Here is a 21,201-nt window from a genome sequence, read left to right on the forward strand (position 1 = left end):
CACATGTGTCGACACCTTGGTTACCTGGGGCCCGCCGCGGCCGTGGGTGACGTCCTCCACCACGGGGGACACTCGCTGATCGTCCAGTCCTGGGCGCCGAACGACATGCGCTGCGGCGCCGTCGCCAACGCCGACGGGTTCGGTGCCGCCTGGTGGCCCGAGTCCGGTTCGGTCGGCGACCCGTCGGAACCCGTTGCCGCGACGTCGTATCGGTCGGCCGCCCCGATCTGGACCGACCGCACCGTCGACGACGTCCTGACCCACACCCGCTCGACCGCGGTGCTCGCCGCGGTCCGGTCGGCCACGGTGGGGATGCCCGTCGTAGCGACCGCCTCGGCCCCGTTCGTCGACGGCCGCTGGGCCTTCAGTCACAACGGTGTCGTCGCCGGATGGCCGCACAGCCTCGCCGGCCTCGCTGCCGAGGTGCCCGTCGAGGACCTGCTGCGGCTGCCCGCGGCCACCGACTCCGCCGGGTTGTGGATGGTCGTCCGTCACCTCCTGCGCGACCACGACCCCGTCGAGGTGCTGCGCCGCGTCGTGACCGTGCTCGACGAGTCCGGGCCGGGCTCGCGCCTGAACCTCCTGCTCGGCGACGGGACCACGTTGTGGGGCACCGCCGTCCACCACTCGCTGTCGACGTCGGTCACCGACGACGACGTGTGGGTGGCCTCGGAACCCCTCGATTCGGACCCACACGACGGGGACCGCACCTGGGAGCCCGTGCCCGACCGATCGCTGATCGTCGCGACCGCGGGATCGGTGACGACGCACCCCCTGTGAAGAACCGTTCGATTCCTTCGACCTGCTCCACCCTGAGCCCCCTGAGGAGGCAACCCGTGTCCCATCCCGTCTCGACCGAGGCACTCGAGATCCACATCAACCCCGACGAGGTCGACGAGGCCCTCGTCACCGATGTGCGTGCCGGTCTCACGGCATCGCCGAAACACCTGCCGCCCAAGTGGTTCTACGACCAGCGGGGCAGTGAGCTGTTCGAGGTCATCACCACGCTCGATGAGTACTACCCGACCCGTACCGAGAAGGCGATCCTCGCCGCCCACGCCGACGACATCGCCGCCGCGACCGGCATGACCACGCTCGTCGAGCTCGGCTCGGGGTCGTCGGAGAAGACGCGCCTGCTCCTCGACGCCGGGATCCGCGCCGGGACGTTGACCACCTATGTGCCGCAGGATGTCTCGGTCACCGCGTTGCAGGGTGCGGTCGACGAGCTGGCGGTGGAGTACCCCGATCTGCGCGTCGCCGGCATCGTCAGCGACTTCATCGACACCGCCGCGTCCATCCCCGATCACGCCAACCGGACCGTCGCGTTCCTGGGCGGGACGTTGGGCAATCTCGTGCCCGCCGACCGGGCGGCTTTCCTCGCCGGTGTCGCCGCCGCTCTGCGTCCCGGTGAGCACCTCATCATCGGCGTGGGCCTCGTGGTCGACCCGTCGATCGTGGTGCCCGCCTACGACGACGCGCGTGGTGTGACCGCCGACTTCAACCGCAACGTGCTCGCCGTCATCAACCGCCGCCTCGGTGGCGACTTCGATCTCGACGGCTTCGACCACGTGGCGCTGTTCGACACCGACAACGAGTGGATCGAGATGCGGTTGCGGGCGCGACGGGCCATGACCGTCCACGTGCGCGACCTCGATCTCGAGGTCGAGTTCGCCGAGGGCGAGCAGATGCGCACCGAGATCTCCGCCAAGTTCCGGCGCTCGGGGATCACCGAGGAGCTCACCGCCGCCGGTTTCGGGGTCGAGCAGATCTGGAGCGACCCCGACGATCGGTTCGCCGTGGTGCTCGCCGAGAAGCACTGAGTCGGTCGGTCCGAACCATTTATGGTGAGAACCATAGTATGGTTCGGGCCATGACCACGGATCCCTCTCTCGCGACCCTCACCCTCGAGCGCGACGGCCACCTCCTGCTGATCGGGCTCAACCGACCCGAGAAGCGCAACTCCTTCAATCGGGATCTGCTGGCCGATCTGGCCCGCGCCTACGCGATCGTGGAGGACGACCCGGATGTGTGGTGTGGGGTCCTCTTCGCCCACGGCGCCGACTTCACGACCGGGCTCGATCTCGCCGACGTCGGTGCGGCCGTGCTGGCCGGCGAGGTTTTGGTGCCCGAGGGCTCGCGCGACCCGTGGCGCCTCGACGGGCCGTGGACCACACCCGTCGTCGCCGCGGCGCAGGGCTGGGTGATGACGCTGGGGATCGAACTGCTGCTCGCGGCCGACATCCGTGTCGCCGACACCACCGCGCGCTTCACGCAGCTCGAGGTCCAGCGCGGCATCTACCCGTTCGGGGGCGCGACACTGCGTTTCACCCGCGAGGCGGGGTGGGGCAACGCGATGCGGTGGATGCTCACCGGCGACGAGTTCGGCGCCGACGAGGCGTTCCGGATCGGCCTCATCCAGGAGATCGCCCCGGAGGGCACCGCCCGTGAGGCCGCTGTGCGCATCGCGCGGTCGATCGTCGACAAGGCCGCCCCGTTGGGCGTCCGGGCCACCCTGGCCTCGGCGCAGTCGGCGCTTCCCGACACCGCCGCGACCGTCGAGAAGCTGCAGCCGACCGTCGCGGGACTGTTCACCACCGCCGACGGCGCCGAGGGCATGACCTCGTTCGTCGAGCGCCGCGCGGCGAGGTTCACCGGGGCCTGATCAGGCCTTCTGCTCCCCGTCCTGCGCGTCCCCGTCCCCGCCGGCGACCTCGCGACCGATCATGTGCAGCAGTTCGTCGATGCGTTCGCGGATCGGGTCGGTGGTGATGTCGGTCGCGAGCACGCTGGCGAACATGGCGGTCCCCGCGGCGATGATGATCATGGCCAGGGCGTCGGTCTCGGCCTGATCGCGCCGCGCCGGTGAGCCCTGGACGGCATACCGCTCGGCGGCCGGACCGGCCAGTCCGCTCCACAGCTGGTTCCGGAGACCCGGGTCCTGCTGGAACGTACTGAGGAGACCGGGCAGGGCCGAGCGCAGATCGGGATGACCGAAGATCTGATTGCTCTGTCGGATGAGGTCGTCGATCCAGCCGCCGGGCTGGTCGGTGCCGATGTCCTCCATCACGAGCCGGTCGTTGAGGACCGCGTGCAGCACCAGTTCCGCCTTCGTCTCCCAGCGGCGGTTGATGGTCGCCCGGGCCACGCCCGACTTCGCCGCGACCGCGCGCACACTCAGGTCGTTCCAGCCGACCTCGACGAGCAGATCGCGGACCACCGGCAGCACGCGGGCGTCGATCGTCATGTCCCTCGGCCGGCCGCCACGCGGTGTCGGTGCCGCGGGCGCGCCGCCCCGACGAGCCGGTTCACCGGCCGATCCGAGAGCGGTCGAAGTATTCGACGTGACCACGCACACACCTTCCTGATCCAGTGGTATCGTATCCATCGGTATCGGTACCACTGGCATCGATACTACGCAGGCCCGTCCCTCCGACGGGCCGCTCCCACCGCCGCCGCGATCTCGGACAGAGAGATCGACGGCGGGCCGTACCACCAGGAGACGAATGACCTCCCTCGATCGTATTGCCGGCGCCGCGACCGATCCCGCCGCCTGCCCGTTCATGCATGACGGGTTCGACTTCACCGACCCCGATCTGCTCGAGAAGGGCCTCCCGATCCACGAGTTCGCCCAGCTGCGCAAGACCGCGCCGGTGTGGTGGAACGCCCAGAAGCCGGGCAAGGGCGGTGGCTTCACCGACGGCGGGTACTGGGTGGTCAGCAAGCACGAGCACGTGCGTGACATCTCGAAGAACGACGCCCTGTGGTCGACCAACGACAACGGCGTCATCATGCGGTTCGAGGACACGATGCCGCCCGAGGCCCTCGAGATCACCAAGGCGCTGCTCATCAACCACGACCCGCCCGAGCACACCCGCCTGCGCAAGCTGGTGTCGCGGCTGTTCACCCCCCGCGCCGTGCACGGCCTGGAGGAGAAGCTGGCCGCCGCGGCCGAGACCATCGTGAAGGACGCCGCCGCGAACGGTCGGGGCGACTTCGTGCACCAGGTCGCCGTCGAGCTGCCGTTGCAGGCCATCGCCGATCTGCTCGGCGTCCCGCAGGAGGATCGGCACAAGCTCTTCGAGTGGTCGAACTCGATGATGAACGCCGACGACCCCGAGTTCACCGTCGATCCGACCACCGCGTCGGCGGAGGTGCTCGGATACGCCTACCAGATGGCCGAGGCGCGCAAGACCTGTCCGGCCGAGGACATCGTCACCGAGCTGGTCAACGCGGACTTCGACGGAGAAGCGTTGTCGGAGATCGAGTTCGGATACTTCTTCATCCTGCTGTCGGTGGCCGGCAACGAGACCACCCGCAACGCGATCACCCACGGCATGAACGCGTTCCTCGACCACCCCGATCAGTGGGAGCTCTACAAGCGCGAGCGCCCCACGACCGCGGCCGACGAGATCGTCCGGTGGGCCACCCCGGTCAACTCGTTCCAGCGCACGGCGCGTGAGGACCTCGTGCTCGACGGTGTGCAGATCAAGAAGGGCGACCGCGTCGGCATGTTCTACGGCTCGGCCAACTACGACGAGGACGTGTTCACCGATCCGTTCACGTTCGACATCCTGCGAGATCCCAACCCGCACGTCGGTTTCGGTGGCCACGGCACGCACTACTGCATCGGTGCGAACCTGGCGCGCATGGAGATCAACCTGATCTTCAACGCCATCGCCGACCACATGCCCGACATCACCAAGCTGGCCGAGCCCGAACGACTGCGGTCGGGGTGGCTCAACGGCGTGAAGCGCCTCTCGGTCGACTACGGGACCTCATGACGATCCTGGGACTCATCCTGATCGTCATCGGTCTGATCATCCCGATCCAGTGGATGTGGATCGTCGGCATCGTGCTGGCGGTCATCGGTGTCGCACTGGCCTTCTCGGGCAGCCACGGTCGCGTGGTCGCCGGCCGGTCGCACTACTTCTGACTCGCTGCTGAAAACTGCCCCAGCCGGGTGTCCGAGGGACCATTCCCCTCGAGACACGCCCTGGGGGCAGTTTTCTGCGCTCGGTGACGTCAACGCCACGGCATCCGCCGGTTCCACCATGGTCTCGATCGGTACGAGGGGATCTCCGTGGTGACCGCGCGGTATCGCTCGTCCAGTCGGTCCACCTCCACGGCGAGTCGGTGGGCGCGACGGCCGCCGTTCGCGATGAGCCCTTGTAGGCGAGCGCGCGAGTCGCCGAGCAGCTCGCCGTCGCACGCGGGGCACCCGGTCTCCCCTGCCCAACGACGCTGTGCCGCAACGGGCGAATCGCTGCCGCGACGGATTCGGTGCTCGGTGCTCTCGACATGGTCGCGCCATAGCGCCAGCAGCGCGAGGGCGCCGACGTCGGTACGAGGCCTGCGTGGCCGATGGCGGTTCACCCGCGTCGGGGCGCTCCGAAGGATGGAGTGTTCATGTGTCATCCCTGCGCACTGGGGGACCGATCAGGCGAAGCTGTCGGGCGCAAGGTCACCGAGGAGCAGCCAACTACGTGTCCGCAGCGGCGTCAAGGCGCGCTGCTGAGATCGTCCCCCTGAGCGGGTGCCGAGGGCATATCGCCGTCGGAGGGTCGTCACGGGGACGATCTCGGCCACCCACGACGCACAGAGCCCCGCCGGGCGGACCCGGCGGGGCTCTGTGGTGGAACGGGTGTCAGCGAACGAGCGCGAGGGGCGTCACGTTCGGGTACGCACCGTCGATGGGCGTGGTGATGAACAGGTTCAGGTTGTAACCGCGCGAGACGATCACGTTCTTGATCTGCCGCCACTGTGCACTCGACACCTGCTTGTCGCGCTTGAGCACGAAGCCCGAGAGACGTTCGGGGCTACCGACCAGGGCCCAGGAGAAGTCGGGCGCGATGTAGGTGACGATGTAGTTCGTCGGGCCCGACTTCGAGCTCTGGAACGGCACCCCCGGGAAGCTGACGTGCAGCTGCGCCTTCGTCCTCTGGTCGTTGACGCGGGCGTTGCCGGTGATGCCGCTGCGCTGACCGGTGAACTTGGTGCAGGTGTTCTCGACCTTGATGTTGTTCGGGTCGATCAGGGTGTAGCGGGCCTGGGTGTTGCGCAGGCAGTCGATGTTGAACGGCTGCGGGATCGCCGCGACCTGATTCCACACACCGAGATAGCGATCGACGTCGAGCTTCGCGATCGGGCCGAGCGGTGCCGCACTGGCACTCGCCGTGCCGGCGACGAGACCGAGCGCGGCCATCACCGCGACGATCATCGACATCACGATCGGGCGCCGACGCCCCCTGTTGACCTGCACCGTGCTCACGCTCTCTCCTTCACTCGTTCTTCCCCGTGGGGCCCACCCAGACGGTCTTGACGTTACAGAACTCGCGGATACCGAACGTGGCCAGCTCGCGCCCGTGACCACTGTTCTTGATGCCCCCGAACGAGATCTCCGGGTACGACGTGGTCATGCCGTTGACGAACACCTGGCCGGCCTCGAGTTCGTCGATGCAGCGCTCGATCTCGGCGTCGTCGGTGGTCCACACGTTCGACCCCAGACCGAAGTCGGTGTCGTTGGCGATCCGCAGGGCGTCGTCGATGTCGGTGGCGCGGTACAGCGATGCCACCGGCCCGAAGACCTCTTCGCCGTATATGTCCATCTCCGTGGTGATCTCGGAGATGACCGTCGGCGGGTAGAACCAGCCCGGACCGTCGGGCACGGTGCCGCCGGTGAGCACCTTCGCGCCCTTCGCGACGGCGTCGTCGACGAGATCGGTGACGTCGGTACGGCCCTGCTCGGTGGCGAGGGGTCCGATGTCGGTGTCGTCGGCGGTCGGGTCGCCGACCTTCTGTGCGGCCATCTCGGCGACGAAGAGTTCGGCGAACTCGTCGTAGACGTCGGTGTGGACGATGAACCGCTTGGCCGCGATGCACGACTGTCCGTTGTTCTGGCAGCGCGCGGTGGTCGCGGTCTTCGCCGCGGCGGGCAGATCGGCCGACGGCAACACCACGAACGGATCGGATCCGCCGAGTTCGAGCACGACCTTCTTCAGCTGGGCGCCCGCGGTCTCACCGACCGCGCGGCCTGCTCCCTCGCTGCCGGTGAGTGTCGCCGCGGCGACCCGGGGGTCCTTGAGGATGTCCTCGATCTGCCCCGACGAGATGAGCAGTGTCTGGAACACGCCCTCGGGCAGGCCCGCCCGCCGGAACAGCTCCTCGAGGTACAGCGCCGTCTGCGGCACGTTCGACGCGTGCTTGAGCAGCCCGACGTTGCCGGCCATGAGGCCGGGACCGGCGAAGCGGATCACCTGCCACAGAGGGAAGTTCCACGGCATGACCGCGAGGATCACGCCCAGCGGTTGGAAACGGTGCAGCGCCCGCGAGGCGTTGACGGCGTCCGCGTCGGCGATGTCGTCGGCCAACATCGCCGGCGCGGCGTCGGCGTAGTACCGCAGCCCCTTGGCGCACTTGCCGATCTCGGCCTTGGCCGCGGCGATGGTCTTGCCCATCTCCGCGGTCATGGTGGCGGCCAACGTGTCGGTGTCGGCGTCGAGGATGTCGGCGGCCCGACGCAGTCCCGCGGCCCGCTCGTCGAAACCGGTGTGGCGGTACTCCCGTGCGACCCGCGCGGCGGTGGCGAGCTTCTCCTCGACCTCGGAGTCCGACAGCGCGTCGAACTCCCGGATCGTCTCCCCGGTTGCCGGGTTGGTCGATGCGATCGCCATCAGTTCGAGGTGCCCTCGGAGTCGTCGACGAAGGCCCATTCGCCGTCGTGGTCGACCTCGAGGCGCCACCCGAGTTCGGTGTTGTCCTCCTGGCTCTCCTTGAACCACGAATACGCGTCGTCGGCGCTGTCGATGTCCTTGGTCGCGACGACGTCGCCGGTGGGGTTGATCACTCGATAGCTGGCCATGGGTGCCTCCTGTGGATCGGACGCCGAACCGTGATCTCGAGTCGGTGATGGTGATGCGTGACGTACTCGATCCACCCTACGGACCGCCGGTGACGTGCTGAAGTCCACCGTCGGCACCGGTTCGTCGGAGTTCGTCCAGAGCGGCGTTGTGACCCTTGACACGCGAACGACAGCGGCGCAGGGTTGGCGCTCAACTGATGTTGAGAGGCGTCGTGGGCCGGCGTCGGGGAGGGGATCGACCGTGAGCGTCGACTTCGACACCGCTCGTCACCGAGTCGGGTCGGCGGGTCCGGGTGACCCGCGCACCACCGCGGAACGGTTGCTGCGCTCGACCGCCGACAACGCCCTCGACGGAGAACTCGACATCGACTGGGACGCTCCCCTCGACCCCACCAAGGCGTGGCTCACCGAGCGCCGCGGCACGCTGTTCGGCACGAAGATGTGGGACGCGCTGACCCCCGAACAGCAGCTGACGCTGGGGCGTGCCGAGGCGGTCGCGGTCCTGAGCTACGGCATCGTCGCCGAGATGGGACTGTGCAACAACCTGCTGCGCAGGGTCTTTCACGTCGAGGACTTCACCGAACCGCAGATGCTCTACTCGTTGACCGAGGTCGCCGAGGAGACGCGGCACTCGACGATGTTCGGGCGCCTGATCAACAAGGCGGAGATGCCGGCCTGGCCCGCGCCCGCACCGCTGAACTGGGCGCTGCGCCTGATGGGTTTCGTGCCCCACGGGCCGCTCATCTTCGCGATCACCCTCATCGTCGAGGAGATGCTCGACGCGGTGCAGCGCGAGGCCACCCGCGACGAGAACGTGCAGCCCCACGTCCGGCAGATGATGCGCATCCACATCCTCGAGGAGGCGCGTCACATCACCTATGCCCGTACCGAACTGGTGCGGGCGATCGAGAACTGCGGGCCGATCTCGCTCGCGGTCAACCGGGTGCTGATCGGGCTGCTGGTGTTGATCGTGATGCCGACGCTGATAGATCCCCGCGCCTACATCTCGGTCGGCATCTCACCGACCCGCGGCTGGCTGGTGGCGCAGCGCTCGCCGCACTACCGCGAGAACGCGACGTTCGCCTGTGGACCGATGCTGCGGTTCTTCGGCGAGGCCGGTCTCATCCGCGGCCGCGTCACCACGCTGCTCTACCGGGCGTCGCGGTCACTTCCCGAGGGTCTGTTGGCGTCACTGCGCCGCTGAGCTCGGCGGGCCGGCGGTGAGATCGGCGACATGGGTCTGCGACAACCGTTGTGCGCCATCGTCGTCGACGAAGGCGTGCTCGACGCGGACGCTGATCCGCTCGCCGCTGACCGTCAGCGACATCACGCCGTTGTCGAACCAGGGACCGGCCGTGGCCTTCCACGACATCGGTGACGGACCCGCCCCGGCGCGCTTGGCGAGTGCCCGCATGAGCTTCACCATCGGTGCCTTCACCGCGATCCGGTTGACCGCGCGCACGGGACGCTCCAACGGGTTCCGGAACGGCGACATCGTCAGCTGGCACAGCGTGGTGTCGGGTGTGGCGCGGCCGACCAACTCCGCCTCGGCGACGTAGGAGCAGTGCACGTCGCCCGAGAGCCACACCACCGAGGCCGGTGGTGTGGCGCGTGAGGTGAGGTCGCCGACGAGGTCGGCCATCGCGTCGAAGGAGTTGTCGAACGCCGCCCAGTGTTCGAGATCGAGTTCCAGGCGCAGTTTCTCGCCGAGCTTCGCCGCCCGCGGACCCCAGGCACCCTGGGCGACGGCCTCGTTCCACTGCTCGAGGTGATGCAGCGCAGGCAGCATCAGATAGGGCAGCGACGTGCCGAACACGATGTGGCGCGCGTCGGTCTCGGTGGCGACCGTCCGCAGCCACTGCCACTCGGTGTCGTCGAGCATCGTGCGACGCTCCGGATCGAGATCGCGGGAGCACCGCGAGTCGATCACGATCAGGCGTGTGGTTCCCAGATCACGAACGAAACTCCATCGGGCGGAGTCGGGTTCGGCGTCGGCGCGCAGCGCGAAGTCGGCGAGGATCTGCTCACGTTCGGTGTCGGTGGCCGCCCCGCGCACCGCCGCGTAGACGGGGTCGGCGGCGAGTGACTCCGGCGAGAGGTTGCCCAGGTGCTGGTAGATCCAGTACGAGGTGAAGGCTCCGACGACCCGACGCGGCCACCAGGGCGCGGCGGTGACGGTGCGCCGCCAGTCCATCGACGAGTTCCAGTCGTCGCGCAGGTCGTGGTCGTCGAGGATCATGCAGCTGGGAACCGCCGCCATCAGTGCGCGCACCTCCGGCGTCCCCCACGACTCGGCGTAGAGCCAGGTGTACTCCTCGAGATCGCAGATCTCGTCGGCCACCTCGTCGTCCAGCGCGCCCCGACCCGGGACCGCACCACCCTGCCCGCCGGTCTGCGCGCGATGCCGGTGCAGGCGCGCGAGGATCTCCGGTGACGGGTCGTCGGCGTACACCTGGTCGCCGAGCAGCATCAACAGATCGGGGCGGCGTTGCGGCGCTTCGGTGTTCACCCGGTGCGCGAGACCGACGAGCGCGTCCGCGCCGATCCGTCCGAGTGACTCCTCGTCGTAGGTGTCACCGCGACGGCAGGAGCCGAACGCGATCGTGACGTCGGCCCCGACGGCCGCGGTGCGCAGTCGGCACTGCTCCCCGTCGGGCGGCCACACCGCGTCGGAACCGGTGTCGTCGCCGAGGACGACCGAGTAGTCGACCTGTGTGTCCGCAGGCAGGCCCTCCAGCACGACGATCGCGTAGTGGTGTCCACCGACGCCCCAGGTGTCGGTCTGCGCGGAGACGCCGACGGAGGTGTCGATGCGCACCGCGGTGGCCCGGTCGGTCTCGACCCAGATGGTCGCGCGCGACTTGTCGACGAACCGGAGGAGGGGTCCCAGCACCAGTGCGGGGGCACCACGGTCGGTGCGGTCGTGGCGGCTGGGATCGGTGTGCGCGAGCGTCATCACCCCACGTTTCCATCGAATCGGGCATTGCGCACACGCCTCGCCCACATCGGCCCACCGAGGGGTGTCGTGCGGAGGGGGTCAGGCGGTCGCGGCGTCCGGATCGTCGGCGTCGATGTCGGTGGCGACCGCGAACGGCGGGGTGCTCTTGCCGTTGATCCGGAAGCGGTCCCAGAAATCGGGATCGCCCAGGTAGGCCTCCTGCGCGCTGTGCGGCGTCTTCACGATGACGCGGATCCGCTTGGCGTCGCCGACGGCGGCGGTGAGGCGCTCGTTCTTGCCCACCCGACCGATCCAGCGGTAGATGCCGTCGATCGGTTCGCGGTACCCCTTCATCTCGACCGTCACGGGGATCTCGACCCCCTTGATCACGATGGCCGCGTCGCCGCGATAGTCGGAGTCGTCGTGCGGCGAGCGTGGCGTGGCACGTCCCAGATCCTCGGTCATGGCGCTGTCCCCTCTCCAGAGTGCGGTGATGTGTCTCCCACGTCCGCCCGCATGTGCCTTGAATTACATATGAGGCCCGCATTACGTAGGATTCGGGGTCATATCGTGCAACAGATCCGCGAATGGGGAATGTGATGACTTCGAACATCGGAATCGACCGGGTCGGCGCGACCGACGCGGCCCCCGATACCGATCGCCGGCCCCGTCGTCGCTCCATCGCCGACCGGGAACGTGCGGCGCAGCGGTTCCTCATCGCCACCGTCGACGAGCGCTTCGACGCCGACCTCGACATCGACTGGTCGGCCACCCCGTCGAAGACGGCCGCCTGGCTGCCCGAGCACCTCGTGTCTGTGTCGGGCACGCGGCTGTGGGAGCGCATGCCCGCCCCGAAGCGGGCCGAGCTCGCCCGCCGCGAACTGGTGAACCTCCTCACCCTCTGCGTGTTCGCGAACACCTCGCAGTCGATGCTCGAATTCCGCCGCATCGGCGAGGACCAGACCCTCGCCGACGACACCGCGCGCTGGGGTTTCGCCACCATCAACATCCGGACCACGAACACCGCGATGTTCGGACGACTCATCACGGTGACGGGACTGCCCCCGCACCCGCACCCCCGGCTGGCCTGGCTCCTCGAGCGCTACACGCTGCTGATCCCGGCGGGTGCGATGACCGCGTCGATCTACCTCATGGCCGAGTCGTGTACCCGTGCGCTGGTCACCACCCTCGCCGCCGACCGGTCGGTGCAACCGCACGTGCGCCAGGTCGCTGCCCTGCACGAACGGTCGACCCGTCGTCTGAGCGACTTCGCCCGCCTGGACTTCGAGGCGTCGATGGACCGCAAGGGACCGCTGCGCACCTTCTTCTACTCGGTGGTCTCGGGTCTCGTGCTCCGTATGGTGGCCCGCACGCTCATCGCACCCGAGGCCTACCGCGAGACCGGCCTCATGGTGCGTCGCAGCCAGTGGGCCGCGCGTCGCAGCAACCGACGCGGTGCACGCCTGGACCTGTTCTTCGCCGAATACCTGGACCTGGCGAAAGCGCACGGCCTGTTCGGTGACGCTCTGAGCCGTCGGCTCGTGCGGATCGTCCCCGCCGCGTCGCGGCGCCCGGAGACCGTCCTACCGGGGTCGGTGGATCGCTGATGGACGTCTTGACACCCTCTGTCAGCCCAGTACCGTTTACTCAACAACTGTCATGCCCACGCCCTGCGTGCGGTGTTCGAGCTCGTCAAACCCTGTGTGAGAGGAACTCATCGTGACTGTCGACAACCACGCGCCCGCCACCAGGCCCGCAGGGCCCACGCCGTCGGAGATCGACGAGCGCATGGCCATCGCCGAGCGTCTGCTGCGGTCGACCGCGGATCGCGCCTACGACGGTGAGCTCGACATCGACTGGGACGCCGACATCGACCCCGAGAAGGCCTGGTCGACCGAGAAGCGCGGCACGCTCTTCGGCACCGAGCTCTACGAGGGGCTCGACGACGCGCAGAAGCTGACGCTGAGCCGCGCCGAGGCCGTCGCGATCCTCACCTACGGCATCAACGCCGAGGTCGGCCTGTGCACCAACCTGCTTCGCGGGGTGTTCACCAACGACAACCTCGCCGACGAGCACACCCTGTACTCGCTCACCGAGATCGCCGAGGAGACCCGGCACTCGACCATGTTCGGTCGCCTGATCAACAAGACCGAGATGGAGCCGTACCGCCGCCCGAAGCTGCTGTCGATGCCGCTGCGGCTCATCGGCTTCATCCCCCACGGCCCGCTCGTCTACGCCGGCACCCTGCTCGTCGAGGAGGTGCTCGACCGTGTGCAGCGTGAGTCGATGGCCGACGAGACCATCCAGCCGCACGTGCGCCAGCTGATGAAGATCCACGTCCTCGAGGAGGCGCGGCACATCACCTTCGCCCGCAACGAGCTGATCCAGGCCACCGAGAAGTGCGGCCCGATCGCGCTCGCGGTCAACCGCGTCCTCATCGCATTGCTGACCCTGTTCGTAATGCCGACCCTCGTCGACTCGCAGGCCTACCGGTCGGTCGGCATCGGTCAGCTCGCCGGCTGGAAGGCCGCGCAGCGGTCGCCGCGCTACCGCGAGAACGCCACGTTCATGTGCGGACCCATGCTGACGTTCTTCTACGAGGCCGGTCTCATCAAGGGGCGACTGACCACGAAGATCTACAAGATGTCGCGGTCGCTGCCCGACGATGTGCTCGCCGAGCTCGAAGGCGGCCGCCGCCGTCGTTGATCGGCCCGTTCGCCGACACATCCGTCCGGGTCGCCCCGGACGGGCATCTGGCTCTGCCGTCCGGCGGAGTGGTACGAGAGCTGGTCTACGAGAAAGCATGACACTGCGTTGAAGACACTTGCGGGCAAGACGGTCGTCGTGACCGGAGCGGGATCGGGGATCGGCCGCAGTCTCGCCGTCCAACTCGCGGGCAAGGGTGCGCGCCTGGCCCTGTCCGACGTCAACCTCGACGCGGTGTCGGAGACGGTGGCGTTGTGCGGGAAGGCCGGCGCCGAGGCCGCCCCGTTCACCGTCGACGTGGCCGACCGCGACGCGGTGTACGCCCACGCCGAGGACGTCCGCAGCCGCTTCGGTGGCGCGAACGTCATCATCAACAACGCAGGGGTATCGCTCAGCGCCTCCATCGTCGACATGACGTGGGACGACTTCGACTGGATCATGGGCATCGACTTCTGGGGTGTCGCGCACGGCACGAAGGCCTTCCTGCCCGACCTCATCGCCTCCGGTGACGGTCACGTGGTGAACGTGTCGTCGGTGTTCGGTCTCATGTCGATCCCGGCCCAGAGTGCCTACAACGCAGCGAAGTTCGCCGTCCGCGGGTTCACCGGTTCGCTGCGGCAGGAGATGATCAGCGCCGGTCACAACGTGGGCGTGACGTGTGTGCACCCGGGCGGCATCAAGACCGGCATCGTCCGCAACGGCCGACAGAGCGGCGAGTTCGCCCAGGATCTGAAGGTCAAGGACGACAACTTCCAGAAGATCGCCTTCACCCGCCCCGAGACCGCGGCGAAGAAGATCATCAAGGGCATCGAGAAGAACAAGCCGAAGGTGCTCATCGGGCCCGACGCCCGTCTGTTCGACGCCCTCCCGCGACTGCTCGGCGGCCGCTACCAGGACGTGATGGCCCGACCGATGGCCGCAGGCCAGCGCATCGGCCAGTGAGCACGTCCGACACGCCGCAGCAGGCGGCGGCGAGCCGGCTCGAGAGCCGCGCCCACGAACTCGAGGTCGTCGACGTCATCCGCGAGACGCCGGATTCGGTCTCCATCGTCTTCGAGGTCCCCGACCGCATCCTCAGCCGGTTCCGGTACCACCCGGGGCAGTTCCTCACCCTGAAGATTCCCGGCGCCGACGGCTCGGGAACCGCAGTCGCGCGGTGCTATTCGATGTCGAGCTCACCTCATCTCGACGACGACCTGATCGTCACGGTCAAGCGCGTGAACGGCGGTGTCGCCTCGGGATGGTTGTGCGACAACGTCACCGTCGGTGAACGCATCACGGTGCTCAGCCCGTCGGGGTCGTTCTACCCGCGCTCCTACGCCAACGACCTCCTGCTCGTCGGCGCGGGCAGCGGCATCACGCCGCTGATGTCGATCGCGAAGTCGACCCTCATCGGCGGCCTGTCGTCGGTGCACCTCATCTACGCCAACCGCGACGCCGACTCCGCGATCTTCTCCGCCGAGATCGACGAGATGGTCGCCGAGTTCCCCGACCGCTTCGCCGTGACGCACTGGTTCGAGAGCGAGCGCGGTCTGCCCGACGCCGCGGCCATGGCCGACCTCATGCGCGACGAGGCCGATCGAGAGCTGTTCATCTGCGGGCCGCCGCCGTTCATGGCGGTGGTCGAGGAGACCGCCGAGCAGATCGGTATCCCGGCTGCGCTCACCCACACCGAGCGGTACATCTCCCTGTCGGGAGATCCGTTCAGCGACATCGAGGTGTCGGTCTCCAGCGGCGACGACGACGCGTCGGTCGCGGTGACGCTGGCCGGGACGTCGATCGACCTCGCCTGGCCGCGGTCGGCGACACTGCTCGACGTGCTGCTCGCGGCCGGACACGACGCCCCGTTCTCGTGCCGCGAGGGGGAGTGCAGCTCGTGCGCCTGTCGTGTGGTCAGCGGCGAGGTGCACATGCGCAAGAACGACACGCTCGTCGACTCCGACCTCGCGATGGGACTGACCCTGGCCTGCCAGGCGGTGCCGGTGTCCGACGAGGTCACGGTCACCTTCGACACCTGAGTCACCCGGATCGCCGCACACTGGCGTAGCGTGGACCCTGTTTTCGACTGACAGTCGAAAACCGGATTCGATGCAGCCGGGAGGCGACATGGCACACGACGGGAATCGCGCCGACCTCGTGGTCGTCGGCGCCGGCGTCGCGGGTCTCACCGCGGCGATCCACGCCGCGGAACTCGGGTTGTCGGTGATCGTCGCGACCAAGGGATCCCGGCGGACCCCCGGATCGGACACCTCCACGCGCTACGCACAGGGCGGGATCGCCGTCGTCGACCCCACCGATCCCGCCGACTCGGTCGATGCACACCTCGCCGACACCCTGGCCGCGGGCGCCGGCCACACCGACCCCCTCGCCGCCCGGTCGATCCTCGCCGACGGACCCGATGCCGTCGCGGCGTTGATCGCCTGGGGTGCGCGGTTCGACGCCCACCTCGACGGGACACTGCTGCGGACCCGCGAGGGTGGACACTCCGTGCGGCGGATCATCCATGCCGGTGGCGACGCCACCGGGGCCGAGGTGGAGCGCTCGCTGTGGGAGGCGCTGCGTCCGCACATGGTGTCCGGGCGCGTGGGTGTCCGCGCCGAGACCATGGTCATCGCCGTCGCCACCGATCCCGAGGGACGCGCGGTCGGTGTGACCGCACGCGACGGGACGGGACGCGCGGTGACCATCCATGCGCCGAGCGTGCTGCTCGCCACCGGCGGCATCGGCCAGATCTATGCGGCCACCACCAATCCCGAGGGATCGATGGGCGACGGGGTCGCGCTCGCGCTGCGTGCCGGTGCCGCGGTCGCCGACCTCGAGTTCGTGCAGTTCCACCCCACGATGCTCTACACCGCGGGTGCACGGGGTCGGCGCACGCTCATCAGCGAGGCCGTCCGCGGGGAGGGTGCCCGTCTCGTCGACGCGGCCGGTGTCTCGATCACCGCGGGCGTCCATCCGCTCGGCGATCTCGCCCCGCGTGATGTCGTCGCGCACGCCGTGCACTCGGCGATGACGGCCTCGGCCCGGTCGTGCATGTACCTCGATGCCCGCGACGTACCCGATGTCGCACAACGGTTCCCGACGGTCACCGCCGGCGTACGCGCCATCGGCCTCGATCCCCGCACCGACCTCATCCCGATCGTCCCCGGGGCGCACTACCTCTGCGGCGGCGTGGTCACCGGCGAGCGCGGCGACACCACCGTCGACGGACTGTTCGCCGCGGGGGAGGTCGCACGAACCGGATTGCACGGTGCGAACCGTCTCGCCTCGAACAGTCTGCTGGAGGGTCTGGTGATGGGACGGCGGGTCGCGCAGGCGGCGGCCGATCGTGCCGGTGTGCCGACGGCCCCGGTCGGCTGTTCTCCGAGGTTCGATGCCGAGATGCTCACCCGCGCAGCACGATGCGACCGCACGGTGTTGCAGGACGCGATGTCGGCCGGAGCCGGCGTCACCCGGGACGCCGCGGGTCTGGCCGCCGTCGCGGATCTGGTCGCGGGCGCCCCGGTGCGACCGTTGCGCTCGTTCGCCGATGTCGCCGACGCCGCGGCCACGATGGTCGCCGGCGCGGTGGTGGCGGCCGCGCTGCACCGCGACGAGTCCCGCGGATGTCATCGGCGCGCCGACCGTCCGTTGACCGATCCGGTGTCACGCCTCGACTGGGCGCGCATCGGCGATCCGGACGCGGCGACGCCCGGGATCGACGGGATGCACTGGGTCGCAGCGTCTCCGGTCGAGAGTCCGGTCGTCGCCTGACACGTCCCCCGTGATCCGCCCGGCAGCCGTCAGTCGCGCAGATCGCCCACGAAGTCGACGACCGCGGCGGTGAACGCGTCGTTGTCGTCGCCGGCCGCGGTGTGCCCGGCGTCGCGGAGTTCGGCGACCCGGGCGTGGGGCACCCGCTCGCAGAAGGCCTTCAGCACGTCTTCGGGCACCACGTCAGAGAGTTTGCCGCGTACCACCATGATCGGGATGTCGAGTCCCGCCGCGGCGTCGTCGAGGTAGTCGGTGGGGATACGGTCGAGTGTCTTCTGGTCGATCACCCGCGGATCCCAGTGCCAGTACCAGCGGCCGTCGGACCGCTGTCGCAGGTTGCGGGTGAGACCCGCTGTGCTGCGGGGCCTCTCGCGATGCGGCAGATACCCGGCGACGGCGTCCGCGGCCTGCTCGAGGGAGTCGAAGCCCTCCATGCCGCTGCGCATGAAATGTCGGATGCGGGCGCTGCCGGCGCGGTCGTAGCGCGGCACGACATCGACGAGAACGAGGGCGGAGACCGCCTCTGGCCCGAAGCGGTCGGCCACGGTGATGCCGGTGAGCCCGCCGACGCTGGCGCCGATCAGGGTCACCGGTCCACCGATCTCGGTGATGACCGTGTGGACGTCATCGGCGAACATCTCGATGCTGTAGAAGCCGTCGGGCGACCACCCGCTGTCGCCGTGTCCGCGACAGTCGAGGGTGACCACGCGCATGCCCGCGGCGGCGAGCAGTTCGCCCGTCGCCTTCCAGGACCACCGGGTCTGCCCGCCGCCGTGCAGCATCACCGCGGTGCCCCAGGCGGGTCCCGACGGTTCCCACCGCGTACCGCACAGGCGCACTCCGTCGGGCGCGGTGAACTGGACGGTTTCCGATGTCGCGGTCGCGCTCACCGCCACCCCCTCAGGTGCTCTGTGGATCCTCGCCTACGCCCCGTGACGCGGCATCGGATCGTCACGCTATTGCACGGCGGCGGCGGGGCGAAACAGGCGGTCGGGAGCCCGGCGGCCGGGCCGACCGAAAACTGAAACGATTGTCAGGAACTGTGTCTTCGGCGTACCGTGAGGGCGACAGAGCGAGCGCTCGGTGAAGCGACCTCGCGGCAACGATGTGAAGGTGATCCCACGATGAAGCGTCTTATCTTCGAGTCCGAACACGACCAGCTGCGCGCGTCGGCGAAGGCTTTCGTCGAGCGTGAGATCGCCCCGTACGCCGATCAGTGGGAGCGCGACGGGATCATCGACCGCGAGGTGTTCAAGAAGGCCGGCGAATCCGGTCTCGTCGGCTTCTACATGCCCGAGGAGTACGGCGGCTCCGACATCGACGACTTCCGGTTCAACGCGGTCGTCATCGAGGAAATGGCGAAGTTCGGTTCGCGCGCTCCGGCGTTCACGCTGCAGAACGACGTGATCGGCCCCTACTTCAAGAAGCTGTGCACCGACGAGCAGAAGCAGCGCTGGATCCCCGGGTTCGCCTCGGGCGAGATCATCGGCGCCATCGCGATGACCGAGCCGGGTGCGGGCAGCGACCTCGCCGGTATCAAGACCTCCGCAGTCCTGGACGGCGACCACTGGGTCCTCAACGGCGCCAAGACGTTCATCTCGTGCGGTATCAACGCCGACCTCGTCATCGTGGTGACCCGCACCGATCCCGAGGCGGGGCACAAGGGATTCACCCTGCTGGCCGTCGAGCGCGGTATGGAGGGCTTCGAGCGCGGTCGCAACCTCGACAAGATGGGCCAGCACGCCCAGGACACCGCCGAGCTGAGCTTCACCAACGTGCGGGTGCCCGTCGCGAACGTGGTCGGCGAGGTGAACAAGGGCTTCTACCATCTGATGCACAACCTGCCCTCGGAGCGACTGGCCATCGGTGTCGGCGCGGTCGCCGGTGCCCGCAAGGCGTTCGAGGACACGCTGACCTACGTCGCCGAGCGCAAGGCGTTCGGTCAGTCGATCGGGTCGTTCCAGGCCAATCGCCACAAGATCGCCGAGATCGCCACCGAGCTCGACATCGCACAGGCGTTCGTCGACCGCTGCATCCAGGGCGCGGTCGACGGTGAGCTCACCGCCGTCGACGCCTCGAAGGCGAAGTGGTGGTGCACAGAGCTCGCCAAGCGCATCGTCGACACCTGCCTGCAGCTGCACGGCGGCTACGGCTACATGGCCGAGTACCCGATCTCGCGGATGTACACCGACGTGCGGATCGAGACCATCTACGGCGGCACCACCGAGATCATGAAGGACATCATCGGTCGCGATCTGGGCTTCTGACGGCCGCGGATGACCGTCGAGATGTGATCGAACATCTATCTCCGCGACAGCGTTCTCTCAGGATCGATCCTCACAATCGAGGGCGACGAGAGAGGACGACCCGATGGACATCACCCTCATCGCGGCGATCGGCACCACCGTCGCCGCGGGCTGGTCGGCGGTCGCTCTCGGTGTCGGTGTGGTGATCGGTCGCGGCATCCGGATGGCCGAGCGCGCTGAACACCCAGAACGCGACGCCAGACTTCAGCCGATCGATTGAACTTTCGGCGAGCTGCCGGAGGAATCGGACACCGACGGTCCCGTCTGTGGTCTGTTCGCACTAGTCTGTCCGGCAGGGGGCCGTGGTTTCGCCCTGATCCCGGTCCTGTCACGGCCCGGGGCAGACGAGCCGTGGGTATGTGGGTCTGGGGGTATCGACAATGCACGACGGATGTTGGTCGACGGTGATCTGTACCGGCGCGGAGAGGTCCGCGCTGGGTGACACCACCGACACGGGTTGGGTGCTGGGCTGCCGTCTGAGCATCGGGCACCGCGGCGATCACGCGACCGATGCGGAGGTCGTCCCGCGCTTCGACCGCCGGCTCTGGCTCGAGTGGAACGACCGCGACCAACACGCGCAGTCGCTCATCGACCGCAACCCGTGTACGTCGCCCGGTCGGTGCATGTTGTTCGAGGGGCACGGCGGCGACCACTGGTTCGCCCCGGCCAACGGCCACGCCCCGTCGGTCGGCGGAGGACGTCGGCACGTGGGCGGCCCGACCACCCACAGTCCGAATTCCCACAGTCCGAATTCCCACAGTCCGAATTCCCACAGTCCGAATTCCCACAGCCAGGACACCCACACCCCGAACATCGACACCGTGAACACCAACGGACACGGGTCGGTCAGCACGATGGCCCGGTTCGCGCACGCCGAGCGCCCCGAGGCACTCGCCCCCACCGATCCCCTCGCCGATCCGCCCCGCGTCGAGGCGAGCCGCCCCCCGGCCTCCGCGGGTGACATCCCCGGTCGCGAGTTCTCGAGCGGTGACATCCTCGCGGGCGATTTGCCGACCGGCGACATCCCCAACCTGCGTAGTCGTGCCGTCCGCACGACGCCGGATGTCGATGCGCACCGCGATGTCCCCGCGGCGCGCTCGGTGCCCGACGCGCTCGACGACGTCGTGGCAGCGCTGTCGCGCCTCGCCGAGGCCATGCGCCTCGAACGCTCCCGATCCGAGGGTCGCACCGACCGCTGACGCCCGCGCCATGAGCGCGACGTGTCATCTGCCGCGTCGGTCTCTATACCGTAGGGGGGTACCGTACTTTGCGATCGAGGTGTATACCTGATGGGGGTATCACGCCGGTGAAAGGGATCGCGGTCATGGACGGTGCACAGCACGGCTACATCCAGCGCAAGGACGACTACCTCAAGCGTCTGCGCAGGATCGAGGGCCAGGCCCGCGGACTGCAGCGGATGGTCGACGAGGAGGCCTACTGCATCGACATCCTCACCCAGGTGACCGCGATGACGAAGGCTCTGCAGGCGGTCAGCCTCGGGTTGCTCGAGGAACACATGAACCACTGCGTGATCAACGCCGCCCAGGAGAGCGACGACCTCGGCCAGGTGAAGGTGCGCGAGGCGATGGATGCCATCACCCGACTCGTCAAGTCCTGATTCCAGCTCAAATCTCGAAGGG

At 68.5% G+C, this 21,201-nt stretch carries 22 protein-coding genes; 15 read left to right on the forward strand and 7 right to left on the reverse strand.

Features of this window, described 5'->3' with window-relative positions; all coding sequences use genetic code 11:
- Positions 1-3 precede the first annotated feature (3 nt).
- The 3 genes from egtC to OG579_RS13005 are packed head-to-tail and all read left to right on the forward strand — an operon-like array spanning position 4 to position 2,662.
- Positions 4-780: an ergothioneine biosynthesis protein EgtC gene (gene egtC / locus OG579_RS12995; RefSeq protein ID WP_328856262.1), complete on the forward strand. Its 777-nt coding sequence runs from the start codon at positions 4-6 to the stop codon at positions 778-780.
- A 56-nt stretch (positions 781-836) separates the two neighbouring features.
- Positions 837-1,820: an L-histidine N(alpha)-methyltransferase gene (gene egtD / locus OG579_RS13000; protein WP_328856263.1), complete on the forward strand. Its 984-nt coding sequence runs from the start codon at positions 837-839 to the stop codon at positions 1,818-1,820.
- A 50-nt stretch (positions 1,821-1,870) separates the two neighbouring features.
- Complete coding sequence (locus OG579_RS13005; RefSeq protein ID WP_328856264.1) at positions 1,871-2,662, forward strand: crotonase/enoyl-CoA hydratase family protein; 792 nt, start codon at positions 1,871-1,873, stop codon at positions 2,660-2,662.
- On the opposite strand, the gene OG579_RS13010 is transcribed toward OG579_RS13005, so the two are convergent.
- Complete coding sequence (locus OG579_RS13010) at positions 2,663-3,244, reverse strand: TetR/AcrR family transcriptional regulator (RefSeq protein ID WP_328856265.1); 582 nt, start codon at positions 3,242-3,244, stop codon at positions 2,663-2,665. It lies immediately after the preceding gene.
- A 259-nt stretch (positions 3,245-3,503) separates the two neighbouring features.
- Here OG579_RS13010 and OG579_RS13015 point away from each other — a divergent pair, with 259 nt between their 5' ends.
- Both OG579_RS13015 and OG579_RS13020 read left to right on the forward strand, forming a co-directional pair.
- A complete protein-coding gene (locus OG579_RS13015; RefSeq protein WP_045821022.1) occupies positions 3,504-4,781 on the forward strand; it encodes a cytochrome P450 in 1,278 nt (425 codons plus the stop codon).
- The gene (locus OG579_RS13020) at positions 4,778-4,933 is read left to right on the forward strand and encodes a hypothetical protein (protein ID WP_203225391.1); all 156 of its coding nucleotides are present in this window, start codon (positions 4,778-4,780) and stop codon (positions 4,931-4,933) included. The genes OG579_RS13015 and OG579_RS13020 overlap by 4 nt, the downstream gene beginning before the upstream one ends.
- Before the next feature lie 711 nt (positions 4,934-5,644).
- On the opposite strand, the gene OG579_RS13025 is transcribed toward OG579_RS13020, so the two are convergent.
- Genes OG579_RS13025 through OG579_RS13035 form a run of 3 tightly spaced genes read right to left on the reverse strand, consistent with a single transcriptional unit; the run spans position 5,645 to position 7,858 of the window.
- Complete coding sequence (locus OG579_RS13025; RefSeq protein WP_408068675.1) at positions 5,645-6,268, reverse strand: lipocalin family protein; 624 nt, start codon at positions 6,266-6,268, stop codon at positions 5,645-5,647.
- Positions 6,269-6,278: 10 nt separating this feature from the next.
- Positions 6,279-7,670, reverse strand: a complete 1,392-nt coding sequence (locus tag OG579_RS13030) for an NADP-dependent succinic semialdehyde dehydrogenase (RefSeq protein ID WP_328856266.1) — start codon at positions 7,668-7,670, stop codon at positions 6,279-6,281.
- On the reverse strand, positions 7,670-7,858 hold the full coding sequence (locus OG579_RS13035) for a hypothetical protein (protein ID WP_045821024.1): 189 nt from the start codon (positions 7,856-7,858) through the stop codon (positions 7,670-7,672). Before OG579_RS13035 ends, OG579_RS13030 begins: the two co-directional genes overlap by 1 nt.
- Before the next feature lie 241 nt (positions 7,859-8,099).
- On the opposite strand from OG579_RS13035, the gene OG579_RS13040 reads away from it, so the two are divergent.
- Positions 8,100-9,062 carry an AurF N-oxygenase family protein gene (locus tag OG579_RS13040; protein ID WP_328856267.1) on the forward strand — a complete coding sequence of 321 codons (963 nt, stop codon included), beginning with the start codon at positions 8,100-8,102 and terminating at the stop codon, positions 9,060-9,062.
- Here the strand turns inward: OG579_RS13040 and OG579_RS13045 are convergent.
- Entirely contained in the window at positions 9,048-10,814 is a 1,767-nt protein-coding gene (locus OG579_RS13045) for a DUF7800 domain-containing protein (protein ID WP_328856268.1), read from the reverse strand. The genes OG579_RS13040 and OG579_RS13045 overlap by 15 nt on opposite strands.
- A gap of 81 nt (positions 10,815-10,895) precedes the next feature.
- Positions 10,896-11,261, reverse strand: a complete 366-nt coding sequence (locus OG579_RS13050; protein WP_328856269.1) for a DUF4873 domain-containing protein — start codon at positions 11,259-11,261, stop codon at positions 10,896-10,898.
- A 134-nt stretch (positions 11,262-11,395) separates the two neighbouring features.
- On the opposite strand from OG579_RS13050, the gene OG579_RS13055 reads away from it, so the two are divergent.
- From OG579_RS13055 to nadB, 5 genes are all read left to right on the forward strand, one after another.
- Positions 11,396-12,403: a diiron oxygenase gene (locus OG579_RS13055; RefSeq protein ID WP_328856270.1), complete on the forward strand. Its 1,008-nt coding sequence runs from the start codon at positions 11,396-11,398 to the stop codon at positions 12,401-12,403.
- A 112-nt stretch (positions 12,404-12,515) separates the two neighbouring features.
- Positions 12,516-13,502, forward strand: coding sequence for an AurF N-oxygenase family protein (locus tag OG579_RS13060; protein ID WP_328856271.1), 987 nt, complete (start codon positions 12,516-12,518; stop codon positions 13,500-13,502).
- Between the two features lie 108 nt (positions 13,503-13,610).
- The gene (locus OG579_RS13065; protein WP_328856272.1) at positions 13,611-14,444 is read left to right on the forward strand and encodes an SDR family NAD(P)-dependent oxidoreductase; all 834 of its coding nucleotides are present in this window, start codon (positions 13,611-13,613) and stop codon (positions 14,442-14,444) included.
- Positions 14,441-15,520, forward strand: coding sequence for a ferredoxin--NADP reductase (locus tag OG579_RS13070; protein ID WP_328856273.1), 1,080 nt, complete (start codon positions 14,441-14,443; stop codon positions 15,518-15,520). Before OG579_RS13065 ends, OG579_RS13070 begins: the two co-directional genes overlap by 4 nt.
- A gap of 88 nt (positions 15,521-15,608) precedes the next feature.
- The gene (gene nadB / locus OG579_RS13075; RefSeq protein ID WP_328856274.1) at positions 15,609-17,255 is read left to right on the forward strand and encodes an L-aspartate oxidase; all 1,647 of its coding nucleotides are present in this window, start codon (positions 15,609-15,611) and stop codon (positions 17,253-17,255) included.
- A 29-nt stretch (positions 17,256-17,284) separates the two neighbouring features.
- On the opposite strand, the gene OG579_RS13080 is transcribed toward nadB, so the two are convergent.
- Positions 17,285-18,145, reverse strand: coding sequence for an alpha/beta fold hydrolase (locus OG579_RS13080; protein ID WP_328856275.1), 861 nt, complete (start codon positions 18,143-18,145; stop codon positions 17,285-17,287).
- A 234-nt stretch (positions 18,146-18,379) separates the two neighbouring features.
- Here OG579_RS13080 and OG579_RS13085 point away from each other — a divergent pair, with 234 nt between their 5' ends.
- From OG579_RS13085 to OG579_RS13100, 4 genes are all read left to right on the forward strand, one after another.
- On the forward strand, positions 18,380-19,522 hold the full coding sequence (locus OG579_RS13085; protein WP_328856276.1) for an acyl-CoA dehydrogenase family protein: 1,143 nt from the start codon (positions 18,380-18,382) through the stop codon (positions 19,520-19,522).
- Between the two features lie 103 nt (positions 19,523-19,625).
- Positions 19,626-19,781 (forward strand): hypothetical protein, encoded by a 156-nt coding sequence (locus tag OG579_RS13090; protein ID WP_328856277.1) that lies wholly within the window; start codon positions 19,626-19,628, stop codon positions 19,779-19,781.
- A gap of 160 nt (positions 19,782-19,941) precedes the next feature.
- Entirely contained in the window at positions 19,942-20,760 is an 819-nt protein-coding gene (locus OG579_RS13095; RefSeq protein ID WP_328856278.1) for a hypothetical protein, read from the forward strand.
- A gap of 125 nt (positions 20,761-20,885) precedes the next feature.
- Positions 20,886-21,179 carry a metal-sensitive transcriptional regulator gene (locus OG579_RS13100; protein ID WP_045821124.1) on the forward strand — a complete coding sequence of 98 codons (294 nt, stop codon included), beginning with the start codon at positions 20,886-20,888 and terminating at the stop codon, positions 21,177-21,179.
- Positions 21,180-21,201 lie beyond the last annotated feature (22 nt).

Origin of the sequence: Williamsia herbipolensis, from assembly GCF_036153515.1 — a bacterium.
Classification (GTDB): Bacteria; Actinomycetota; Actinomycetes; order Mycobacteriales; family Mycobacteriaceae; genus Williamsia_A; species Williamsia_A herbipolensis.

What these genes read in the sequence shown, in the direction of transcription:
- OG579_RS13100 (WP_045821124.1), top strand. Translation starts at nt 20,886, where the DNA reads ATGGACGGTGCACAGCACGGCTACATCCAGCGCAAGGACGACTACCTC.
- OG579_RS13090 (WP_328856277.1), top strand. Translation starts at nt 19,626, where the DNA reads ATGGACATCACCCTCATCGCGGCGATCGGCACCACCGTCGCCGCGGGC.
- OG579_RS13010 (WP_328856265.1), bottom strand. Translation starts at nt 3,244, where the DNA reads ATGACGATCGACGCCCGCGTGCTGCCGGTGGTCCGCGATCTGCTCGTC.
- OG579_RS13095 (WP_328856278.1), top strand. Translation starts at nt 19,942, where the DNA reads ATGCACGACGGATGTTGGTCGACGGTGATCTGTACCGGCGCGGAGAGG.
- OG579_RS13020 (WP_203225391.1), top strand. Translation starts at nt 4,778, where the DNA reads ATGACGATCCTGGGACTCATCCTGATCGTCATCGGTCTGATCATCCCG.
- nadB (WP_328856274.1), top strand. Translation starts at nt 15,609, where the DNA reads ATGGCACACGACGGGAATCGCGCCGACCTCGTGGTCGTCGGCGCCGGC.
- OG579_RS13005 (WP_328856264.1), top strand. Translation starts at nt 1,871, where the DNA reads ATGACCACGGATCCCTCTCTCGCGACCCTCACCCTCGAGCGCGACGGC.
- OG579_RS13030 (WP_328856266.1), bottom strand. Translation starts at nt 7,670, where the DNA reads ATGGCGATCGCATCGACCAACCCGGCAACCGGGGAGACGATCCGGGAG.
- OG579_RS13015 (WP_045821022.1), top strand. Translation starts at nt 3,504, where the DNA reads ATGACCTCCCTCGATCGTATTGCCGGCGCCGCGACCGATCCCGCCGCC.
- OG579_RS13055 (WP_328856270.1), top strand. Translation starts at nt 11,396, where the DNA reads ATGACTTCGAACATCGGAATCGACCGGGTCGGCGCGACCGACGCGGCC.
- OG579_RS13050 (WP_328856269.1), bottom strand. Translation starts at nt 11,261, where the DNA reads ATGACCGAGGATCTGGGACGTGCCACGCCACGCTCGCCGCACGACGAC.
- OG579_RS13085 (WP_328856276.1), top strand. Translation starts at nt 18,380, where the DNA reads ATGAAGCGTCTTATCTTCGAGTCCGAACACGACCAGCTGCGCGCGTCG.
- egtC (WP_328856262.1), top strand. Translation starts at nt 4, where the DNA reads ATGTGTCGACACCTTGGTTACCTGGGGCCCGCCGCGGCCGTGGGTGAC.
- OG579_RS13045 (WP_328856268.1), bottom strand. Translation starts at nt 10,814, where the DNA reads ATGACGCTCGCGCACACCGATCCCAGCCGCCACGACCGCACCGACCGT.
- OG579_RS13035 (WP_045821024.1), bottom strand. Translation starts at nt 7,858, where the DNA reads ATGGCCAGCTATCGAGTGATCAACCCCACCGGCGACGTCGTCGCGACC.